Here is a 17,711-nt window from a genome sequence, read left to right on the forward strand (position 1 = left end):
AGACCGCGCACGGCGAACTGGACACGCTATCGACGCTGCTGTACTGTTCCGCACAATTCGCGCCGGACCGGCCACAGTCGTAGCGGCTCTCGACGACGGAGACACGCGGCGACGCCGCGGCACGGCGCGGTTTCAATCCCGGGGACATGGCGATGGACACGTTACAGATGATGCGCATTTTTGTCCGGGTCGCGGAGGAGGGCAGCTTTACGAGCGCCGCCCAGCGGCTGGACATTACGACAGCCTACGCATCCCGCTCGGTCGCGCAGCTGGAAACGCATCTGCGCACGCGTCTGCTGAATCGCAGCACCCGCCGCATTGCGCTGACGGACGCAGGCCAGCGCTACCTCGACCGTTGCCAGCGGATTCTCGCGTATATCGACGAAGCCGAAGCCGAGGCGGCCGACGCGCAGGCAAAGCCGTCGGGGCGATTGCACGTGCACGCGACGACGAGCTTCGGGCAGGCGTACGTCGTGCCTGCGGTCGTTCGCTATCGACAGCGCTATCCGTCGGTCGCGGTGGAACTGACGCTCTCGCAGCATGTGCCCGACATCATCGACGAAGGCTACGACGTGTCGCTGCAGCTCAGCACGGCCGAATTGCCCGACTCCGGCCTCGTTTCGCAGCGGCTCGGCGAAATGCATAGCGTGCTGTGCGCGTCGCCTGCATATCTGAAAGAGCGCGGCACGCCGCGTACCGTGAGCGATCTGGAAGGGCACGCCTGCCTGCAGATCGTCACGCCGATCTTTCCGCGCGATCGCTGGCATCTCGATGGACCCAACGGCCGCGAGACGTTCGAACTGCCGTTGCCGGACTTTCAGGTGAACATCGCCGACGCACTCGGCGCAGGGCTGCGCGCCGGTCTCGGCATCGGCGCATTGCCGATGTCGACGGCCTTGCCGGCATTCGCGAGCGGAGCGCTCGTGCGCGTGTTGCCCGAGTACCGGCTGCAGAAGCTGACCGTCTATACGCTGTATGCGTCTCGTCAGTATCTCGATGCGAAGATCAGGACGTTCGTCGATTTTCTGCGCGAGTGCGTGCCTGAAATGCTCGCGGCCGACGAGGCCGCGCTCTGTGCGGCACAGGAGTCGCGCGCGAACGCATGACATATCGGCCGCACTTGCGGCCATCATTGATACGGAATCCTTGGCATCGGATGCGCGGCGCTTGCGGAAGCGGCGCGCCACGTACTCCGGTTCGCAATCGGTGCGCATGTTGCCGGCCGCGCCGCTGCATGCGACCGTGCCGGCAAGAGCGATACATCGATCGAGCGGCGAGCGTTGCGCTCGCCCGCTTCAACGGCCGTCAGGCCGCCTTTTGCCAGAGCGTGCGGCCGAAGAACGTCAGCGTTCGGTCCCACGCGAACTGCGACCACACCGGATCGAACTGCGTGCCAGCGATGCGGCCGGGCCCGACGGCCGTTTCGTTGGCGAACGCGTGATGAGCGAGATACCGGTGGAATTCGATGTCGACCTTGGCGTCGCTCAGCTTCTTTTCGAGTGCGTCGACCTGGTCGATCGTGAAGAACGCGTCCTGCGTGCCCCAATGACCCATCACCGGCACCTTGATCTTCGACGCATCGAGATAGTCGAGCGGAGGGAAGCCGTACCAGGTGACGCCGGCGTCGGCGTCCGCGAATTGCAGCGACAGCAGCGTGAGCGCACCGCCCATGCAGAAGCCCGTCACGGCGACGCGCTCGGCGCGCGTCTTCAGATACTGGACGGCGCCGGGAATGTCCTGCGACGCGGCATCGCCGAAATCGAGCCCCGTCATCAGATGGTGCGCTTCTTCTTCCTCGACCGTCGACTTGCCACGATAGAGATCGGGCACGAGCGCGAAGTAACCGCAGCGCGCGAGGCGATCCGCGACACCGCGGATCTGGTCGTTCAAGCCCCACCATTCCTGAATGACGACGACCGCGGGCGCGCCGTCGGTCTTCTCCGGCGTCGCGAGGTAGCCTTGCAGCTCCTGGCCGTCCGGGCGGCGAAACGTGATCATGGAACCGGATGTTTGAGACATGAAACCGCTCCTTTTCGAAAAATGCCATTGATGCGGCATCGGAGTCGGCCGGCGAACGCGATGACGATCGGGGCTTGCCCGGCGGTTCGAGATGACGCTCGCGTTCGCTGCGGCCGGCGCCGACCACGCGGCCATTCTATGCGCAAATGCGGGGTGCCGGCGTTCAGGACGGCAGGCCGAGCGGCGGGGGAGCGGGGCGCATCGTGTCGCTGCGTGTCACGGTGCGCGCGTTGGCATGCACGCATGCATCGATGTGCACGCGCTGACAAAACAACACCCCGCCCCGATGAACGGGAGCGGGGTGCGAGGCACGGCGCGCGCGTACCGCAGTACGCAGGCGGCATTACTGGCCGAAGTAGATCGAATCGCGGCCGTCTTGGCGGGCGGCGGCGACGCGGCCGGCATGAATGCGCGGCGCAGCTTGCGCGCCGTATCCGGTTGCATCGGCGTTCGTCACGCGTTCCTGCGCGGTCTGCAGCGCGCGCGGATACTGCGTGTCGGAAACTTCCGGCTTGTAGCCGGCCTGTTCGAGCTGGACGAGTTCGGCGCGCACCTGCTCGCGCGTCAGTTGACCCGACGGGTTCGATTGCGCAAGCGCGCCATACGATGCAGACAGTGCGGCGGCTGCGACGGCAGCGTAGATGAACGACTTCATGATGACCTCCGGTTTCGTTGATTTCGCGCTTCGCTCTTTGCGTTCAGCGGTTGATTGCATCGTAGCGATCGCGTAACGGACCGGAAATACGCGTGCGGGCGAATCATTATTGCAACCGAGTAAACGATTCGCGGATTACGGGGCAGGCGCCATTTGTCTGGAGATTGGGCGACGTAGGCGGCGCACGCGCCGCGGCGGTCGAATCGGCGCGATGCAACGGACGCGTGCGCAGCAGCGCGTCCGCATGCCCGGGCATCGAAAAGTGCTTGTCGAGAGAAACGAGAAAAGGTTGTCAACACAACTTGTTGCGCCGTCATCGGCTGTCTGGACGCGAGCCCTGAAGCATCATCGGGTCGACCCCGCCGGCACCGAGCAATGCGAAACAACGCGACGCACCGGATCAAAGACAAAGCCGACGAAGACGCGCGCCACGCGGCTGCTATTCGGTCACGATGGCCTGCCGTTTCCGATACTCGGCAGGCGTGATGCCGACGTGTTTCGCGAACGAGCGCCGCAGCGTATCGACGTTGGCGAAGCCGCATTTCGCTGCGACCTGCTTCGGCGTATCGCGGCCGTTCTCGAGCAGCTGACGCGCGGCCGAGATGCGCGTCGCTTCGACCCACGCGGCCGGCGTCATGCCGACTTCCGCGCGGAACAGCCGCGCGAAGTGTCGCGGGCTCATGCCTGCGTGCTTCGCCAGGTCGGCGACCGAGTGCGCGAGTTCCGGATGCGCCGCGATCCAGCGCTGCACTTCCTGCAGCACCGAGCGGCCGGCGGGCCGCGCTTCGCCTTTACGGCTGAACTGCAGCTGCCCGCCCGGTCGCTTGAAGAACATCACGAGCTGCGACGCGACGCGTCGGGCGATGTCGCGTCCGAGGTCCTCCTCGACGAGTGCCAGCGCGAGATCGAGGCCGGCCGTCACGCCGGCGCCGGTACGGAGCTTGCCGTCGCGCACGTATAGCGCGTCGGCGTCGACGGTGATCGTCGGATGTGCTTCGGCAAGCGCTTCGGCCACGGCCCAGTGCGTCGTCAGATGGCGGCCCTTCAGCAGGCCGGTCTCCGCCAGTACGAACGCACCCGTGCAGATCGAGCCGTATCGCCGGCTCTGTACGGCCGCGGAGCGTAGCCATGCAAGCACGTCGGTGCGTAGCGGGACGCGCCCCGCGCCCGGCGCGCCCGCGACGAGCAGCGTATCGATGCGCGCCGGGACGTCTGGCGCGACCCAGTCAGGCAACAGTTGCGCGCCGGAAGAACTGCGGATCGGCCCCGATTCGCACGCGATCACGCGCAGCGTGTAGAACGCTTTTCCGTATTCGACGTTCGCCTGCGCGAACACGTCGAGCGGCGCGGAAACGTCGAGCAACTGAACACCCGGGACGGCAAAAACACCTACGACTTTCGGCATGAACGATGGCATGACTGACAACGCGACGCGTTGCAGTATAGACGTGCGCGAGCCGCACGGGACGGGACTGAAGCGGTGCTGCGGGCCGAATCGGACACGCTTTGCCGGCCGCGTCAGCCGATCGCGCAAAATGGCAGGATTTGGCGTAATACGTCTGTTGAAGACAGGGGTGTCGATGCACAGAATCGACATATCTTCAATGGAGGTCGACCATGACTGTGAACGTTGCCGGCATCACGATTCCCGATAGCCAATTGGCGCGCGAGATCACCGAACTCGTCCGCGATACCGAGTCCCCGCTGCTGTTCCACCATTCGAGTCGCGTGTACTACTTCGCGGCGCTTGCCGGTCGCCGCCGGGCGCTGAAGTACGATCCGGAGCTGCTCTACTGCGCGTGCATGTTTCACGACATGGGGCTGACGCATCGGCACAGCAGTGCGTGCGAGCGCTTCGAGGTGGACGGCGCCAATGCGGCGCGCGATTTTCTCAAGAGCAAGGGCATTGCTCAACAAGACATCGACCTCGTGTGGACGTCGATCGCGCTGCATACGACGCCGGGCATTCCGCAGCACATGCATCCGGTGATCGCGCTCGTGACGGCCGGCGTCGAAATGGATGTGCTCGGCCTCGCGTATTCCGAATTCACGGACGTCGAGCGCGAAGCTGTCGTTCATGCGCATCCGCGCACACCGCACTTCAAGGAGGACATCATTCAGGCGTTCTACGACGGGATCAAACATAAGCCGCACACGACGTTCGGCAATGTGAAGGCGGACGTGCTCGCCGACAAGGATCCGCATTTTCATGCGACGAATTTCTGCAGCGTGATTCGATCGTCGGCGTGGGCGGGCTGATTCCGGGAGTGGCTTGCAGGCGGGCCGGGCGGGTATGGCAGTCGCCCGCCGCAAGGAATTCGTCGCGCTGTCTCGGCTGAATGCCCGCAGACGGTGCGAAGGGCCGGACTGCCTGCATCGCCCCGTGCGCCGTAATGGGCGCGACTTCCTGCTTTAGAAATGGGGCGCAGACAGCGCGGCCCGGCCGGTAAGGACCGACTCGTCCTCTAACGGAACGAACCCGCGACAGCAGCGCGCGGTAGCTCGAGCGCTGCTCCATGCTGGACCTTCGCCGATTGGCCCTTAATAAGTTGTTACGTGACAACCCGACCCGCCTACGACGTCACTTTATATACTGAAAGACGCGCGCCACCCTCCAAAACGAATCTCCGATTCGCACCTCCTGCTGCGCCTGCTGCCCGTTCGCCGGCCAAAAACCGCGCCTCCACGACAACCCGCCGACCTACGGCAAAACGCCTATAATAAACGGGCAAATTGCCGGAGACTCAGCTCATGAGCACCATCGCTTTTCATCCTTCGGGCGTCGCACATCCGCGCCAGGCCGAATTCACGATTCTCGAGCAGCTGCTCGCGATTCCTGTGCGCTCGGGCGCGGATCTCGCCGAACTGGCGAGCGCGCGCGTCGATGTCTCGGTGATCGATCGTCTGTCCGAGCGCGGCCTGAAGTCGGACGAGCTAGCGTTCATCATTCCGAGGCGCACGCTGAGCCATCGTCGGCAGGCGCACGAGCGCCTGTCGCCGGAGGAGTCCGACAAGGCCATCCGGCTCGCGCGGATCGTCGCGCAGGCGACGGCCACCTTCGGCGATCAGGACAAGGCGATGGCGTGGCTGCGCCGCGGCCTGCAACGCTTCGGCGGCCGCACGTCGCTCGACATGGCGAGCACCGAACACGGCGCGCGGTTGGTCGAAGAGGCGCTGACGCAAATCGACGAAGGGTATTTCGCTTGACGACGCTGTGGCGAATCAGCAATTACGCCGACCTGAGAGGGATCGGCGGATTGCGTGCCGGCGGGCGCTGGCACTTCGCCGGGCAACCGGTCGTCTATCTCGCCGAACATCCGGCGCTCGCCTTGCTCGAGACGCTCGTTCATTTCGAAATCGCGACAGTCGCGCAGCTGCCGAGCGGATACCAGTTGCTTCGCGTCGAAGCGGCCGAATCGGTCGACGTCGCCGAAATCGTGGAGGCCGATGCGCCGGCCGACTGGCAGACGAACGTCGACTGGACGCGCAGCGCCGGCACCGAATGGCTGCATACGCAGCCCACCGCGTTGTTGCGCGTACCGAGCGTCGTCGTCCCGCATGCGCACAATTTTCTGTTGAACCCATTGCATCCCGCCGCCGCCGACGTGCGGATCGTCGAGATCATGCAATCGCCGTACGACAGCCGCATTCTGCGGCTGATTCAATCGAAGCCCGAATGACCCGTAACGCTCGCGCTCTTTGCGCGATGGCGCTCACCGCTCGTGCGCCGCGCGGTCGGCGGCCGCATTCGGCGGTAGCGTTTGCCGGATGCGCGTGACGGTTCGCGTGCTGACGAGGCCGAGCATCGCGCTGACGTCGGCATGCGTGTGACCGGCCAGCAACTGACGGCGCGCGAAGGTATTGCGCAGCACACGCGGACTCATGTCCGACGCCTCGAACCCGATCGCGGCGAGTGCGTCGCGCACGACGAGTAGTAGAAACATGTCGTTCATCGGCCCGCCGTCGCGCGGCGCGGGAAAGAGCCGCGCGGACGCATCCGAATGGGGCGCGCAAGCCGCCAGCCACGCCGCGAGCGGCGCGACGGCAAACGCAGCGAGTTCGATCCGGCGTGCCGGCCGTGTCCGCTCGCGCGGCACGGTCAGCACCGGTCGGGGTTCGTCGAGCGTGAGTGCGTCGCGCGTCGTGGCGCGGATTTCCGCCGACGTGATGCCGGTTGCGAGCAGCAGCGCGACGATCGCGCGGTTCCTGCATGCGGTGGGCGTATCGTCGGCGCGCGGTTGCACGTGACGTTGCAGCGCGGCGTCCGCGTCGGGAGGCAGATAGCACGGCTCCGGCTCGGTGTCGGGCCACGCGAGCGCGTGCGCCGCACGCGCGGCCGGATGCACGCGGCGCACGCCGGCTTCGACAAGATGCCGGCACAGCCGGTCGATCAGCTTCGCATAGCGCACGCGCGTGGACGTGCCGGGCGCGCAACTGCGCTCGAGTTCCGTCAGAAACGTCGCGACGTGGTCGGGCCCGAACGTCGCGAGCGATGCGCGGTGCGCATGCAGGTGGCGTAGAAATCGTTCGAACATCGCGACGTGCTGCACGATCGAGCGCGGCGCGAACGGCTGCCGCCGCGCGCCCGTCGCGCTCGTTTGCTGCCACGCCCGAAATGCCCCGACGGGATCGTCGATCCAGCGACTCGTATCCATGACGCCGTTATAGCCGCAATGCAGCGAAGTCTGCAAATCGGGCGAACGCACAGTGCGCGAGCTTACCCACGCGCGGCTTGCGCTCATCGACGAGTTGCGGAAAAAAAATCATCCGTGCGACGATCGAACCCATTGCCCGCATGCCGAGGGAGTCGCGGGCGACGAGACGTACTTCACAACGATGCGCGACAACGTCGACCGACAATGAATAGAACAGCGATCTTCCCGTATGCGTCCGCGCTGCTCGCAGCCGTCCTGATGACGGCGTGCGGCGGCGACGTGGAAAACGAAGCGGCCCGCTCGTCCACGACGGCCGACACCAGTTGTCTCGCGCTCGACAACGGCGGCGCGACCGTCGTGGTGGGCTCGAACCAGCCGGGCGACCCGTCGTTGCCGGAAGCGTCGTCCGGCTATCGCACCGGCATGAAGCCCGTCTATGCGAAGCGCTATCTGGTCGCGACCTCGAACGCTTACGCGAGCGCGGCGGGATGCGCGGTGCTGAAGAAAGGCGGTACGGCAGCCGATGCGGCCGTGGCCGTGCAAGCCGTCCTCGGGCTGACGGTGCCCGAGGCGACCGGCCTCGGCTCGGGCGGCGTGCTGCTGTACTACGATGCGCGCAACAAGATGCTGCAGGCGTACGACGGCCGCGAAACGGCGCCTGCGGCCGCGACGGAAAACTATCTGCGCTATGTCGACGACCAGAGCGACCGGTCGCCGCCGCAACCGAACGCTCGCGCGAGCGGCCGCTCGATCGGCACGATCGGCGTGCCGCGGCTGATCGAGGCGTTGCAGCAGGATCACGGCAGGCTTGCGTGGAAAGACCTGTTCGGCGACGCGATCGCGCTCGCGACGAACGGCTTTCCGATCGGCGGCCGGCTGGCCGACGCGATCGCGGCGAATGCCGCGAACCTGAAGCGCGATCCCGACGCCGCTGCGTATTTCCTGAACGCCGACGGCTCGCCGAAGACGCTCGGCACCGTGCTGAAAAACCCCGCATACGCCGATACGCTGACGGCGCTCGCGCAGTCGGGCGCGAAGGCGCTGTACACAGGACCGATTGCAGAGGACATCGTCGCGAAGATCGCGATGGCGAAGGGCGCGGACGGTTCGACGATCACGCCGGGCAAGACGACGCTCGCCGATCTCGCGGCCTACGAAGCGAAACGTCGCGAACCGGTATGCACGACCTATCGCAGCTATTGGGTGTGCGGGATGCCGCCGCCTTCGTCGGGCGGCATTGCGGTCGCGTCGGCGCTCGGCATTCTCGAGAACTTCGATCTGAAGTCGCTGAAGCCGACCGCGATCGATCTCGAAGGCGGCAAGCCGACCGTCGCCGGCGTGCATCTCGTGTCGGAAGCCGAGCGGCTCGCGTACGCGGATCGCGACAAGTACGTCGCGGACACCGATTTCGTGCCGCTGCCGGGCGGCACGTGGGACACGCTGCTGAACAAGCCGTATCTGAAGTCGCGCGCGGCGCTGATCGATCCGGGCAAGAGCATGGGCACCGCGCAGCCGGGCGATCTCGGCGCGGTGCCGCTCGGCGTCGACACGACGCTGATCGAGCACGGCACGAACCAGTTCACGATCGTCGACGGCGACGGCAACGTGCTGAGCGCGACGACGACGGTCGAATCGAGCATGGGCTCGTTCCATATGACGCACGGTTTTCTGCTGAACAACCAGCTGACCGATTTCTCGGCGAACCCGCTCGACAGCGCGGGCAATCCGGTGGCGAACCGGCTGCAGCCCGGCAAGCGGCCGCGCAGCTCGATGGCGCCGACGATCGCGTTCGCCAAGGCGGCCGACGGATCGCGCGGCGACTTCGTGATGGCGACCGGCTCGCCAGGCGGCGGCACGATTCCGCAGTACGTGGTGAAGACGCTCGTCGGCGCGCTGGACTGGGGCCTCGACGCGCAGCAGTCGGCCGGCCTCGTCGATTTCGGCGCGAGCAATAGCCCGACGACGACGATCGGCGGCGAACATCCGAACGTCACCACGTCGAACAATGGCGCGAACGATCCGCTGATTGCTGGCCTGCTCGCGCTCGGCCACAAGGTCTCGACGTCGGCGCAGGCGAGCGGCGTCAATACGGTGATGCGCGTGACGCTCGGTCAGACGCCTGCGCTGCAGGGCGGGACCGATCCGCGTCGCGAGGGTCTCGTGCTCGGCGACACGATCCGACCGTAAGCACGAAGCCGGCGCGAGCCAAGCCACCGCCCCGCCATTCCGATCGCGATCGGCGGCGGGGCGTTTCGTTGCTGCGATAGCGCGCGCGTCGAGCGCAGCCAAACATCGCCCGAACTACATGTCGAAACCGACGATGCCGGCCTGCTGAAGTGCCGGACGACTCGAGTCGATCGCGCCGCAATCCGGCAATTGTCAAACTGTGTGAGTCAATCGTCAGCATTTGCAACGGAAGTAACAGTCCCCGCAAAACAGCGGTTTCGTACGCGACGCCGGCTACATTACGCCCACTTGCCGCATGTCGCGGCGAGGCATGCGACAAGCCGCATGAACGCGGCCCGCAGCAACAACATCTTTGGGGAGAATGACCATGAACAAGATTCGCACGATCCTGCTGGGTGCCGCGCTGTCGGCTGTCGCGACCTCGGCTGCTTTCGCGCAGACGGCACAGACCGGTGCAGACGGCTCGGTCGGCGTCGGCGCACAGGTGCAGACGCCGCTGCTGAGCGGCGGCGTGGGCGCGCAGGGCGGCGCGGGCGCGAATGCGGCCGGTTCGGGCAACGTGATCGGCGGCGCGCTGAGCGGCGTCGGCAAGACGGTCGGCGGCGTCGGTTCGGCAGCTGGTAACGCGGTCGGCGGCGCGACGCACGCAGTCGGCACGGCCGCAGGTTCGGCGAAGGATGCTGCCGCGTCGGCCGTCCATTCGACGAAGGCGCACGTGAAGCATGCCGCGGCGTCGGCGAAGACCCACGCGCAAGGCGCGATGACGACCGCAGGCGACGTCGCGGGCGGCGTGAAGGCGAAGGCCGGCGAAGCGCTGGCCGGTACGACGAACGCTGCACAAGGCGGCGCGTCGGTCGGCCTGAAGGGTTCGGTGTCGGCGCAAGGCTCGGCGCAGTAACCGATCCAGGTCCGTAACGGCCCGGCTCGCTTCGATGCGGGCCGGGCCGTTTTTTTCGCGCGCGCGATGCGACGTCCTTCCCCGGCATCGCATCTCCGATACGGACGAACCGCACGCGAATGGCGCCGCACCCGTTCGGGATGGCATCATGCTTTGCTGCTGCGGCTCGATTGCGGCGGGCGCTTTCAGGTACCATCGCCAGCCGTCGGCAACCGGCAGCATGATGCCGCGCAACGTCGATCGCACGCGATACGACGGCAACCGCCACGCGCGCCATCCAACAGGGGAATTTCGTGAAGTTCATCCACGCGGCAGACATTCATCTCGACAGCCCGCTGCACGGCCTGAGCGCGTATCCGGACGCGCCGGCCGCGCAGTTGCGCAGCGCGTCGCGCGATGCGCTGCGACAACTGGTGGATCGCGCGATCGACGAGGGAGTCGCGTTTCTCGTGATTGCCGGCGATCTGTACGACGGCGACTGGAAGGATCACAACACGGGCATCTTCTTCGGTCAGCAGATGGGACGTCTGCGCAAGGCCGGCATCCGCGCGTTCGTGCTGTGGGGTAACCACGACGCCGAAAGCGAAATGACGAAGAAGCTGACGCTGCCCGACAACGTCACCGTATTCCATCATCGCAAGCCGGAAACGCATCGGCTGCCCGAGTTCGAAGTGGCGTTGCACGGACAGAGCTTCAAGGACAAGGCGGTCGTCGACAATCTCGCGACCGGCTACCCCGATCCGGTGCCCGGCTACTACAACATCGGCGTGCTGCATACGGCGCTCGAAGGCTATGCAGCGCACGCGAACTACGCGCCATGCACGCTCGCGGAACTGCATGCGAAGGGCTACGACTACTGGGCGCTCGGCCACGTGCACGAGTTTCAGCAATGGACGGGACCGTCGACGATCGTATTTCCGGGCAACCTGCAGGGACGGCATATCCGCGAGACCGGGCGGCGCGGTGCGGTGCTCGTGACGGTCGAGCAGGGACGCACGCAGGTCGAGCGTCTGTACCTCGACGTGTTGCGCTGGGAATCGCTGGCGGTCGACGCGTCGGACTGCGTGAGCGTTGCCGATCTGTCGCGCAAGATCGGCCAGTCGCTGGAGACGCTGCTGAGCGTCGATGCGCATGTGCCGCGCGCGGTACGCGTGACGGTGACGGGACGCACGCCGGCGCACGGATTGTTCTTCGGGCGCGCGACGCAGCTGCGTGCGGAGGTGCTGAATCAGATCGGCATCATCGGCAATGAGCGGCTGTGGCTCGAGAAGGTGCGGCTCGCGACGTCGCCGCCCGAGCAGCCGTACGGCGCCGGCGAACCGCTGGAAGCGCTCGACGATCTGAAGCAGATTCTCGCCGACGCCGCGCACGATCCCGATTTCCTCGCGCTGCTCGAACGCGATCTGAAGCCGTTCCTCGGCAAGGTGCGCAGCGACGTGAAGGAGGACGTGCCGCTGCTCGCGCTCGCGCGCGAAGGCGATCTGATGGCACTGGTTCGGCAGGTCGGTCCCGCGCTGCTCGCGCGACTGGCGAGAGGAGAATGAGCGATGCGCATCGGTCAACTCGATCTGATTCGGTACGGCAAGTTCACCGACGAGACATTGCTTTTTCCGGCGGCGACGCAGGATTTCCATGTGATCGTCGGGCCGAACGAAGCCGGCAAGTCGACGATTCGGACGGCGGTGACGGAACTGCTGTTCGGGATGAAGCTGCAGACGCCCCTCGACTTTCTGCATGGCACGCCCGATCTGCGGATCGGCGGCGTGCTCGAAAGCGGCGGGGCGACGCTCGCGTTTCATCGCGCGCGCGGCCGCAGCTCGCTGCGTACGCCCGACGACGACAAACTGCCCGACGACTATCTCGCGGCCGTGCTTGACGGCGCGACGCGCGAATTCTTCGAGCAGATGTTCGGGCTCGACCACGGTCGGCTTGTCGATGGCGGACGCAGCATCCTGGACGCATCGGACAAGCTCGGCCAGGTGCTGTTCGAATCGGCGGCCGGCGTCGGCCGGCTCGGCTCCGTGCGCGACGAACTCGACGCACGGGCCGCGGAACTGTGGGCGCCGCGGCGCAGCGGCAGCGCATTTGCGGTTGCCGAAACGGCGTTCAACGAAGCGGTGGCCGAACTGAAGGCAGTGCAGGTGCGCACGCGCGACTGGGTCGACAGGAAGGAAGCGCGCGAAGCGGTCGAGCACGAGATCGCGCTGGCGCGCACGGAGCTGCGGCGGCTCGAATCGCTACGCTCGAAATTCGAGCGCGTCCGACGGCTTGCGCCGTATCTGAAGGAACTGGCGCTCAACGAGGCCGCCTTGGCGGAGCTCGGCGACGTGGTGGACCTGCCGCCGTCCGCGGGTGCGGAGTTGCTGAAGGCGCAGGGCGATCTCGCCGCGGAGCAAAAGGTGCTCGAGGCGCGCCGCGCGGATCTGATCGCCAAGCGGCAGGCGCGCGATGCGATCGACGGCGATACGGATGCGCTCGCGCGCGCGGCCGACATCGAAGCGCTCGAACGGCTGCGCGCCACGTGCGCGCACCACGCACAGGATTTGCTGCTGCTCGGCGCGGAAGTCGACCGGCATCTGTCGGCCGCGTTCGACGCGGCTGCGCAACTCGGCTGGCCGAGCGACGAATCGGCATTGCGCGCAGCGTTGCCGTCGGCGCTCGCGTTGAAGACGGTCGAAAGCCTGCTGCGCGAACACGGCGCGCTTCATCAGGCGCTCGTCGGCGCACGCGATTCGCTCGACGAGCGGATGCGCGAGGCCGATCAGGTGCGCGAACAATTGGCGAGCGTGTCGACCGTCGACGTACCGGAGCCGCTTCGTGCCGCGCTCGTCGATGCGCGCGGCCTGCGCAACATCGGACAGCGCGAGCATGCGCTTGAAGCCGAAATCGCGAGCGCCGAGCGCGTGCTGGCCGGCGCGCTCGATGCGCTCGGTCCGTGGCGCCGGCCCGTCGACGCGTTGCATGCGCTCGACGTGCCGTCCGCGGCACGGGTCGGTGCGCTGCTCAAGGCGGAAAGCGAATGCATGAGTGCGGTCGCAGCGGCGCGCGATGCGCGCGACGCTGCGCAGGAAGAGCTTGAACGGCTGGCATTGCAGGAACGGCATTTCGCCGAGAACCACCCCGTCGTCACGACCGCGGAAGTGCTTGCCGCCCGTGCGCGCCGCGACCGTGCATGGAGCGATGTGCGCAGCGGTGCGGTCGACCTCGCGGCGGGCGCACCGGCCGTCGACGACGCGATTCGCGTCGCCGACCAGCTCGTCGATGCGCAGCTCGGTGCGACGCAAGCGGCCGCGACGCTGCAATCGCTGCGTCAGCAAGTCGAAACCGCGCGTGCGCGCGTCGCACGCCGGCAAGCGGTGCTCGACGACCGCGAACGCGACCTCGCCGCACATCGCGACGCGTGGGCGGCATGCGCTGCGGCGGCCGGCGTGCCCGGCATGCCGCTCGATGCAATGACGGACTGGCTGGCACGACGCGATGCGGTATTCGTCGCGCAGGCGGACGTCGAGCGGCTGCGCAACGAACGCGACATGCTGCGCGACACGCGCACGCGCGCAGAGTCGGCACTGCGCGCGGCGTTGCGCGCCGTATCGCGCGGCGACGACGCGCAAGGGCTGGACACGCTCGTCGCGACGGCCGAGACGTTCGTGCAGTCCGCGGAGAAGGCGAGTGCGCGCAAGGAGAGCCTCGACGAACGCGCACGGGAAGCCGAGCGCGGCTGCGCGACGGCGCGATCGCGCGTCGATCAGGCGCAGTCCGCGTACGACGCATGGCAGCAGCAGTGGCGCGACGCGCTCGCCGATGCACGGCTTGCCGCCGGCGCGACGTCGCTCGCGGCAGCGGAGGGCGCACTGGCACTCGCGAATACGGTGACGGCCGAGCTTGCTGCGGCCGATGCGCCGCGCAACCGGATCGCGACGATGCGCGCGGAGCTGGCCGCGCTCGAGGCAGGCGCGCGACGGCTCGCCGAAGCGCTGGCGCCGGAATGGCTGACGATCGGCGACTGGCTCGAAGTCGCGCGCCGGCTGAGCGCGCGCCTGTCTGCCGCGGTGGAAACCGCTCGCGCGATCGAGCGTGCGGACGAAGCGATCCGGCAGGCCGACGACAAGGTCGCCGACGCTGCCGCAGCAGTGGCCGGCGCCGATGCGCGCGTCTACCCGCTGCTTCAGCTGGCGGGCGTCGCGACGATCGACGAAGCGCTGCGGCTTGCCGAACGTTCCGACCGTCGTCGCGCGCTTCGGCAAGCGGTCGATGCCGCGCAACAGCAGCTGACGCGCGACGGAGACGGGCTGTCGCGCGCGGCGCTCGAAGCGGAAGTCGCGGAATACGAGATTGCGGCCGTACCGGCGCACCTCGAAGCCGTGAAGCAATCGATCGAGGATGTCGGCAAGCGGCTCAATGCGCTCGCGCAGCAGCAGGTCGTCGCCGAGCAGGCATTCGGCGCGATCGACGGACACGCCAATGCGGCGCTCGCGGAGGCGAAGCGTCAGGAAGCGCTGGCCGCGATGGGCGATGCGGCCGAGCAGTATCTGGAAGCCGCGACGGCGAGCCGTTTGCTGAAGTGGGCGACCGATCGCTATCGCGACCAGAAGCAAGGGCCGATGCTGCGGCGCGCCGGCGAGATTTTTGCGGGGCTGACGCTCGGCGAGTTTGCACGGCTGACCGTCGATACCGAGCGGACGCCGCCTGCGCTGTATGCACGGCGCACGAGCGGCACGTCGGTCGAAGTGGCCGGGCTCAGCGAAGGCACGCGCGACCAGTTGTTTCTCGCGCTGCGGATCGCGGCGCTGGAGTTGCAGCTCGGCAGCCGGACGTCGCTGCCGTTCGTCGCCGACGATTTGTTCATCAATTTCGACGATACGCGTGCGAAGGCCGGGTTCGAGGCGCTGCGCGATCTGTCGACGCGCACGCAGGTGCTGTTCCTGACGCACCACGACCATCTGCTGCCGCTCATCGCGGATGTGTTCGGCGCCCAGGTCAACGTGATCGAGCTGCAGCGGCAATCGGCGGCTGCATGAGACGCAGCGGGCCGGTATGGCAGCGCACGCGTCCGGCGGCCGCATGCGCGTACGATGACGGATTCGGTGCGCGGGCGGTCGACGCAGCCGCGCGTGCGTCCATACGACGGGAGGTGTCATGAACAAGCTGATCGCGGCCATCGCGTTCGCGGCGGACCGGCATCGGAATCAGCGTCGCAAGGACGAGGAGGCGTCGCCATACATCAATCATCCGATCGCGCTCGCCGACGTGCTGGCGAACGAAGTCGGCATCGAGGACGAACGCGTGATCGTCGCCGCCGTGCTGCACGACACGATCGAGGACACGGAGACGACCGAGCTGGAACTGCTGCGTCTGTTCGGCAAGGACGTCGCGGACATCGTGCTCGAAGTCACCGACGACAAGTCGCTGCCGAAGGAAACGCGCAAGCGGCTGCAGGTCGAGCACGCGGCCCACATCAGCCGCCGCGCGAAGCTCGTGAAGCTCGCCGACAAGATCTGCAATCTGCGCGACATTGCGCAGCATCCTCCGGCCGACTGGCCGCTCGAGCGCAAGCAGCCGTATTTCGACTGGGCGAAGTCGGTCGTCGACCGGATGCGCGGCGTGCATCCGGGGCTCGAAGCGATCTTCGATGCCGCGTACGCCACGCGGCCGAGCGAGTGAGGCGCCGCGATGCGTGACGATCGTTCGACCGGCCGTGCGCGGGGCAGGCGCGGTGAGGCGTCGTCGACGCGCGCGGTTGCCGGCGTCGACGTCGGCGGCGACAAGAAGCAGTGCGATCTCGTGATCCTGCGCGGTTCGACGGTCGTCTGCCATGAGGCGCGGATCGCGCCCGAAGCACTGCTGCCGCTATGCCTCCAACATGACGTCGTTGCCGTGGGTGTCGACGCGCCGAGCCAATGGTGGGCCGGTAACGGACGTCGGCCGGTCGAGCAGGCGCTCGCGCGCGAGCGCATTTCGTGTTTTCCGACGCCGACGCGCGAGCAGGCGATCTCGAGTGCGTCGGGCTTCTTCGACTGGATGTTCGTGGGTGAGCGCGTGTATCGGGCGCTCGCCGGCGCGTATCCGCTATTGGTCGACGCGCACTATGGCGGCGGCCGTGTGAGTTTCGAGACCTATCCGTATGCGATCACGTGCGCGTTGCTCGGCAAGGCCACGGCGTCGGCGAAGCAGAAGCGGATTCAGCGTCGACAGTTGCTGGAACGGCTCGGGATCGACGTCGCAACGCTGCGGACGGTCGATGCGCGCGATGCGGCGTTATGCGCGGTGACGGCACGATTCGTGATCGAAGGAAGCGCGCACGCGTATGGCGATGCGCAAGGCGGGCATATCCGTGTGCCGGTCGTGGCGGAGCCGATCGTCCTCGATCCGTCGTAGTGGCGGCTGCGTCGTTGTTTTGCGTTCCCGCGCTGGAGAGCGACCGAGCGCGCCATTCGGTTCGAGCAAGCGGCCGGCCGTTGCGGCCGACGCAGCACATGTCGAACGTCGGAACGTCGGCATGCGTGAAGTCGGCACATTGCCGATTCCGATGTGCGATGCGATGAGTCGTCAGTCCTCGAGGATGGACGAGGGCACGCTCGCCAGATCGCAGGCGCGCGCCTGCTCGAAGTAATTGTCCGCATCGTCGATCATGACGATGGCGACGTCGATGAGTTCGTCGAGTCGCTGCAGCAGTGCTTCGCGCCACTCCGCGTCCTCGTCGCGCGCGGGCGTTTTGTCGAGCTGCTCGATGATCGAGTCGGCGGTCTGCACGAACGGAATCGCTTGCTGATAGTTTTCGATCGATACCATCGCTGCGTTGCGTGCGCCGACGAGTCGTTCGCGATGCTCGTCCGCCAGTTCCGTTTCGCCGCTGATCCGCGGCAATACATCGGAGATGCGTTGCAGCAGCGGCGGGACCTGTTCTTCCAGGGTGGCGGCGCGTTCGCGCAGCGCAGCGAATTCGGCGCGGAGATCGGCCTCGCCCGATTGTGTGAAGCTGTCCATCGTCATCGTAAGTGTGTATGCGATCGCGGCATGATACTCGACCGCGCGCGGCAGCTTGTTCGACACGCGTTACGGGCAACCGGCAGACACGGCCGTGGGGTGAGCGTCGCGTATATATAGAAGAAGCAGGAACGTGCTGTGGCGCGTCGCGTCTCTTTAAAAATATTTTCACAAACCGCTTGCGCGTTGGGCGTGGGCTGCATAGAATCACGCCTCTTTCGCGCTAACGGAAACGCAGCGCGAGAGGGGAAGCGGAGCCGGACGTGTGCTGCAGCATAGAGCGCCCGCCCGACGAAGGAAGAAGAACCCCGCA

General features: G+C 66.8%; 15 protein-coding genes. 10 read left to right on the plus strand and 5 right to left on the minus strand.

What is annotated here, in order from left to right:
• The first annotated feature begins 152 nt into the window (after window positions 1-152).
• Window positions 153-1,106, plus strand: a complete 954-nt coding sequence (locus HMPREF3115_RS01310) for a LysR family transcriptional regulator (protein ID WP_006408597.1) — start codon at window positions 153-155, stop codon at window positions 1,104-1,106.
• Window positions 1,107-1,305: 199 nt separating this feature from the next.
• Here the strand turns inward: HMPREF3115_RS01310 and HMPREF3115_RS01315 are convergent, their stop codons facing one another.
• From HMPREF3115_RS01315 to HMPREF3115_RS01325, 3 genes are all read right to left on the minus strand, one after another.
• Window positions 1,306-2,019 carry a dienelactone hydrolase family protein gene (locus tag HMPREF3115_RS01315; protein WP_053299151.1) on the minus strand — a complete coding sequence of 238 codons (714 nt, stop codon included), beginning with the start codon at window positions 2,017-2,019 and terminating at the stop codon, window positions 1,306-1,308.
• Window positions 2,020-2,362: 343 nt separating this feature from the next.
• Window positions 2,363-2,674, minus strand: a complete 312-nt coding sequence (locus tag HMPREF3115_RS01320) for a DUF4148 domain-containing protein (protein ID WP_006405526.1) — start codon at window positions 2,672-2,674, stop codon at window positions 2,363-2,365.
• A gap of 439 nt (window positions 2,675-3,113) precedes the next feature.
• Window positions 3,114-4,079: a GlxA family transcriptional regulator gene (locus HMPREF3115_RS01325; RefSeq protein ID WP_070553255.1), complete on the minus strand. Its 966-nt coding sequence runs from the start codon at window positions 4,077-4,079 to the stop codon at window positions 3,114-3,116.
• Window positions 4,080-4,291: 212 nt separating this feature from the next.
• On the opposite strand from HMPREF3115_RS01325, the gene HMPREF3115_RS01330 reads away from it, so the two are divergent.
• The 3 genes from HMPREF3115_RS01330 (at window position 4,292) to HMPREF3115_RS01340 (ending at window position 6,354) form a co-directional block, all read left to right on the plus strand.
• The gene (locus HMPREF3115_RS01330) at window positions 4,292-4,933 is read left to right on the plus strand and encodes an HD domain-containing protein (RefSeq protein ID WP_059936006.1); all 642 of its coding nucleotides are present in this window, start codon (window positions 4,292-4,294) and stop codon (window positions 4,931-4,933) included.
• Window positions 4,934-5,425: 492 nt separating this feature from the next.
• Window positions 5,426-5,881 carry a type II RES/Xre toxin-antitoxin system antitoxin gene (locus tag HMPREF3115_RS01335; RefSeq protein ID WP_006399363.1) on the plus strand — a complete coding sequence of 152 codons (456 nt, stop codon included), beginning with the start codon at window positions 5,426-5,428 and terminating at the stop codon, window positions 5,879-5,881.
• Complete coding sequence (locus HMPREF3115_RS01340) at window positions 5,878-6,354, plus strand: RES family NAD+ phosphorylase (protein WP_053299153.1); 477 nt, start codon at window positions 5,878-5,880, stop codon at window positions 6,352-6,354. The genes HMPREF3115_RS01335 and HMPREF3115_RS01340 overlap by 4 nt, the downstream gene beginning before the upstream one ends.
• A 33-nt stretch (window positions 6,355-6,387) precedes the next feature.
• Here HMPREF3115_RS01340 and HMPREF3115_RS01345 read toward each other — a convergent pair whose 3' ends face one another.
• The gene (locus tag HMPREF3115_RS01345) at window positions 6,388-7,329 is read right to left on the minus strand and encodes a tyrosine-type recombinase/integrase (protein ID WP_070553256.1); all 942 of its coding nucleotides are present in this window, start codon (window positions 7,327-7,329) and stop codon (window positions 6,388-6,390) included.
• A 204-nt stretch (window positions 7,330-7,533) separates the two neighbouring features.
• On the opposite strand from HMPREF3115_RS01345, the gene HMPREF3115_RS01355 reads away from it, so the two are divergent.
• The 6 genes from HMPREF3115_RS01355 to HMPREF3115_RS01380 all read left to right on the plus strand — a co-directional run bounded on the left by HMPREF3115_RS01355 (window position 7,534) and on the right by HMPREF3115_RS01380 (window position 16,789).
• Window positions 7,534-9,516, plus strand: coding sequence for a gamma-glutamyltransferase family protein (locus HMPREF3115_RS01355; RefSeq protein WP_070553258.1), 1,983 nt, complete (start codon window positions 7,534-7,536; stop codon window positions 9,514-9,516).
• A 367-nt stretch (window positions 9,517-9,883) separates the two neighbouring features.
• Window positions 9,884-10,414 (plus strand): hypothetical protein, encoded by a 531-nt coding sequence (locus HMPREF3115_RS01360; RefSeq protein WP_070553259.1) that lies wholly within the window; start codon window positions 9,884-9,886, stop codon window positions 10,412-10,414.
• A 293-nt stretch (window positions 10,415-10,707) separates the two neighbouring features.
• The gene (locus HMPREF3115_RS01365) at window positions 10,708-11,958 is read left to right on the plus strand and encodes a metallophosphoesterase family protein (protein WP_070553260.1); all 1,251 of its coding nucleotides are present in this window, start codon (window positions 10,708-10,710) and stop codon (window positions 11,956-11,958) included.
• Between the two features lie 3 nt (window positions 11,959-11,961).
• Window positions 11,962-15,432 carry an ATP-binding protein gene (locus HMPREF3115_RS01370; protein ID WP_070553261.1) on the plus strand — a complete coding sequence of 1,157 codons (3,471 nt, stop codon included), beginning with the start codon at window positions 11,962-11,964 and terminating at the stop codon, window positions 15,430-15,432.
• Window positions 15,433-15,550: 118 nt separating this feature from the next.
• Complete coding sequence (locus HMPREF3115_RS01375) at window positions 15,551-16,075, plus strand: HD domain-containing protein (RefSeq protein ID WP_070553262.1); 525 nt, start codon at window positions 15,551-15,553, stop codon at window positions 16,073-16,075.
• A gap of 9 nt (window positions 16,076-16,084) precedes the next feature.
• A complete protein-coding gene (locus HMPREF3115_RS01380; RefSeq protein WP_065496854.1) occupies window positions 16,085-16,789 on the plus strand; it encodes a DUF429 domain-containing protein in 705 nt (234 codons plus the stop codon).
• Window positions 16,790-16,960: 171 nt separating this feature from the next.
• On the opposite strand, the gene HMPREF3115_RS01385 is transcribed toward HMPREF3115_RS01380, so the two are convergent.
• Window positions 16,961-17,398, minus strand: coding sequence for an ATPase (locus tag HMPREF3115_RS01385; protein ID WP_175835881.1), 438 nt, complete (start codon window positions 17,396-17,398; stop codon window positions 16,961-16,963).
• Between the last annotated feature and the right edge of the window lie 313 nt (window positions 17,399-17,711).

It is taken from the genome of Burkholderia sp. HMSC10F09, from assembly GCF_001806955.1.
Taxonomy (GTDB): Bacteria; Pseudomonadota; Gammaproteobacteria; order Burkholderiales; family Burkholderiaceae; genus Burkholderia; species Burkholderia multivorans.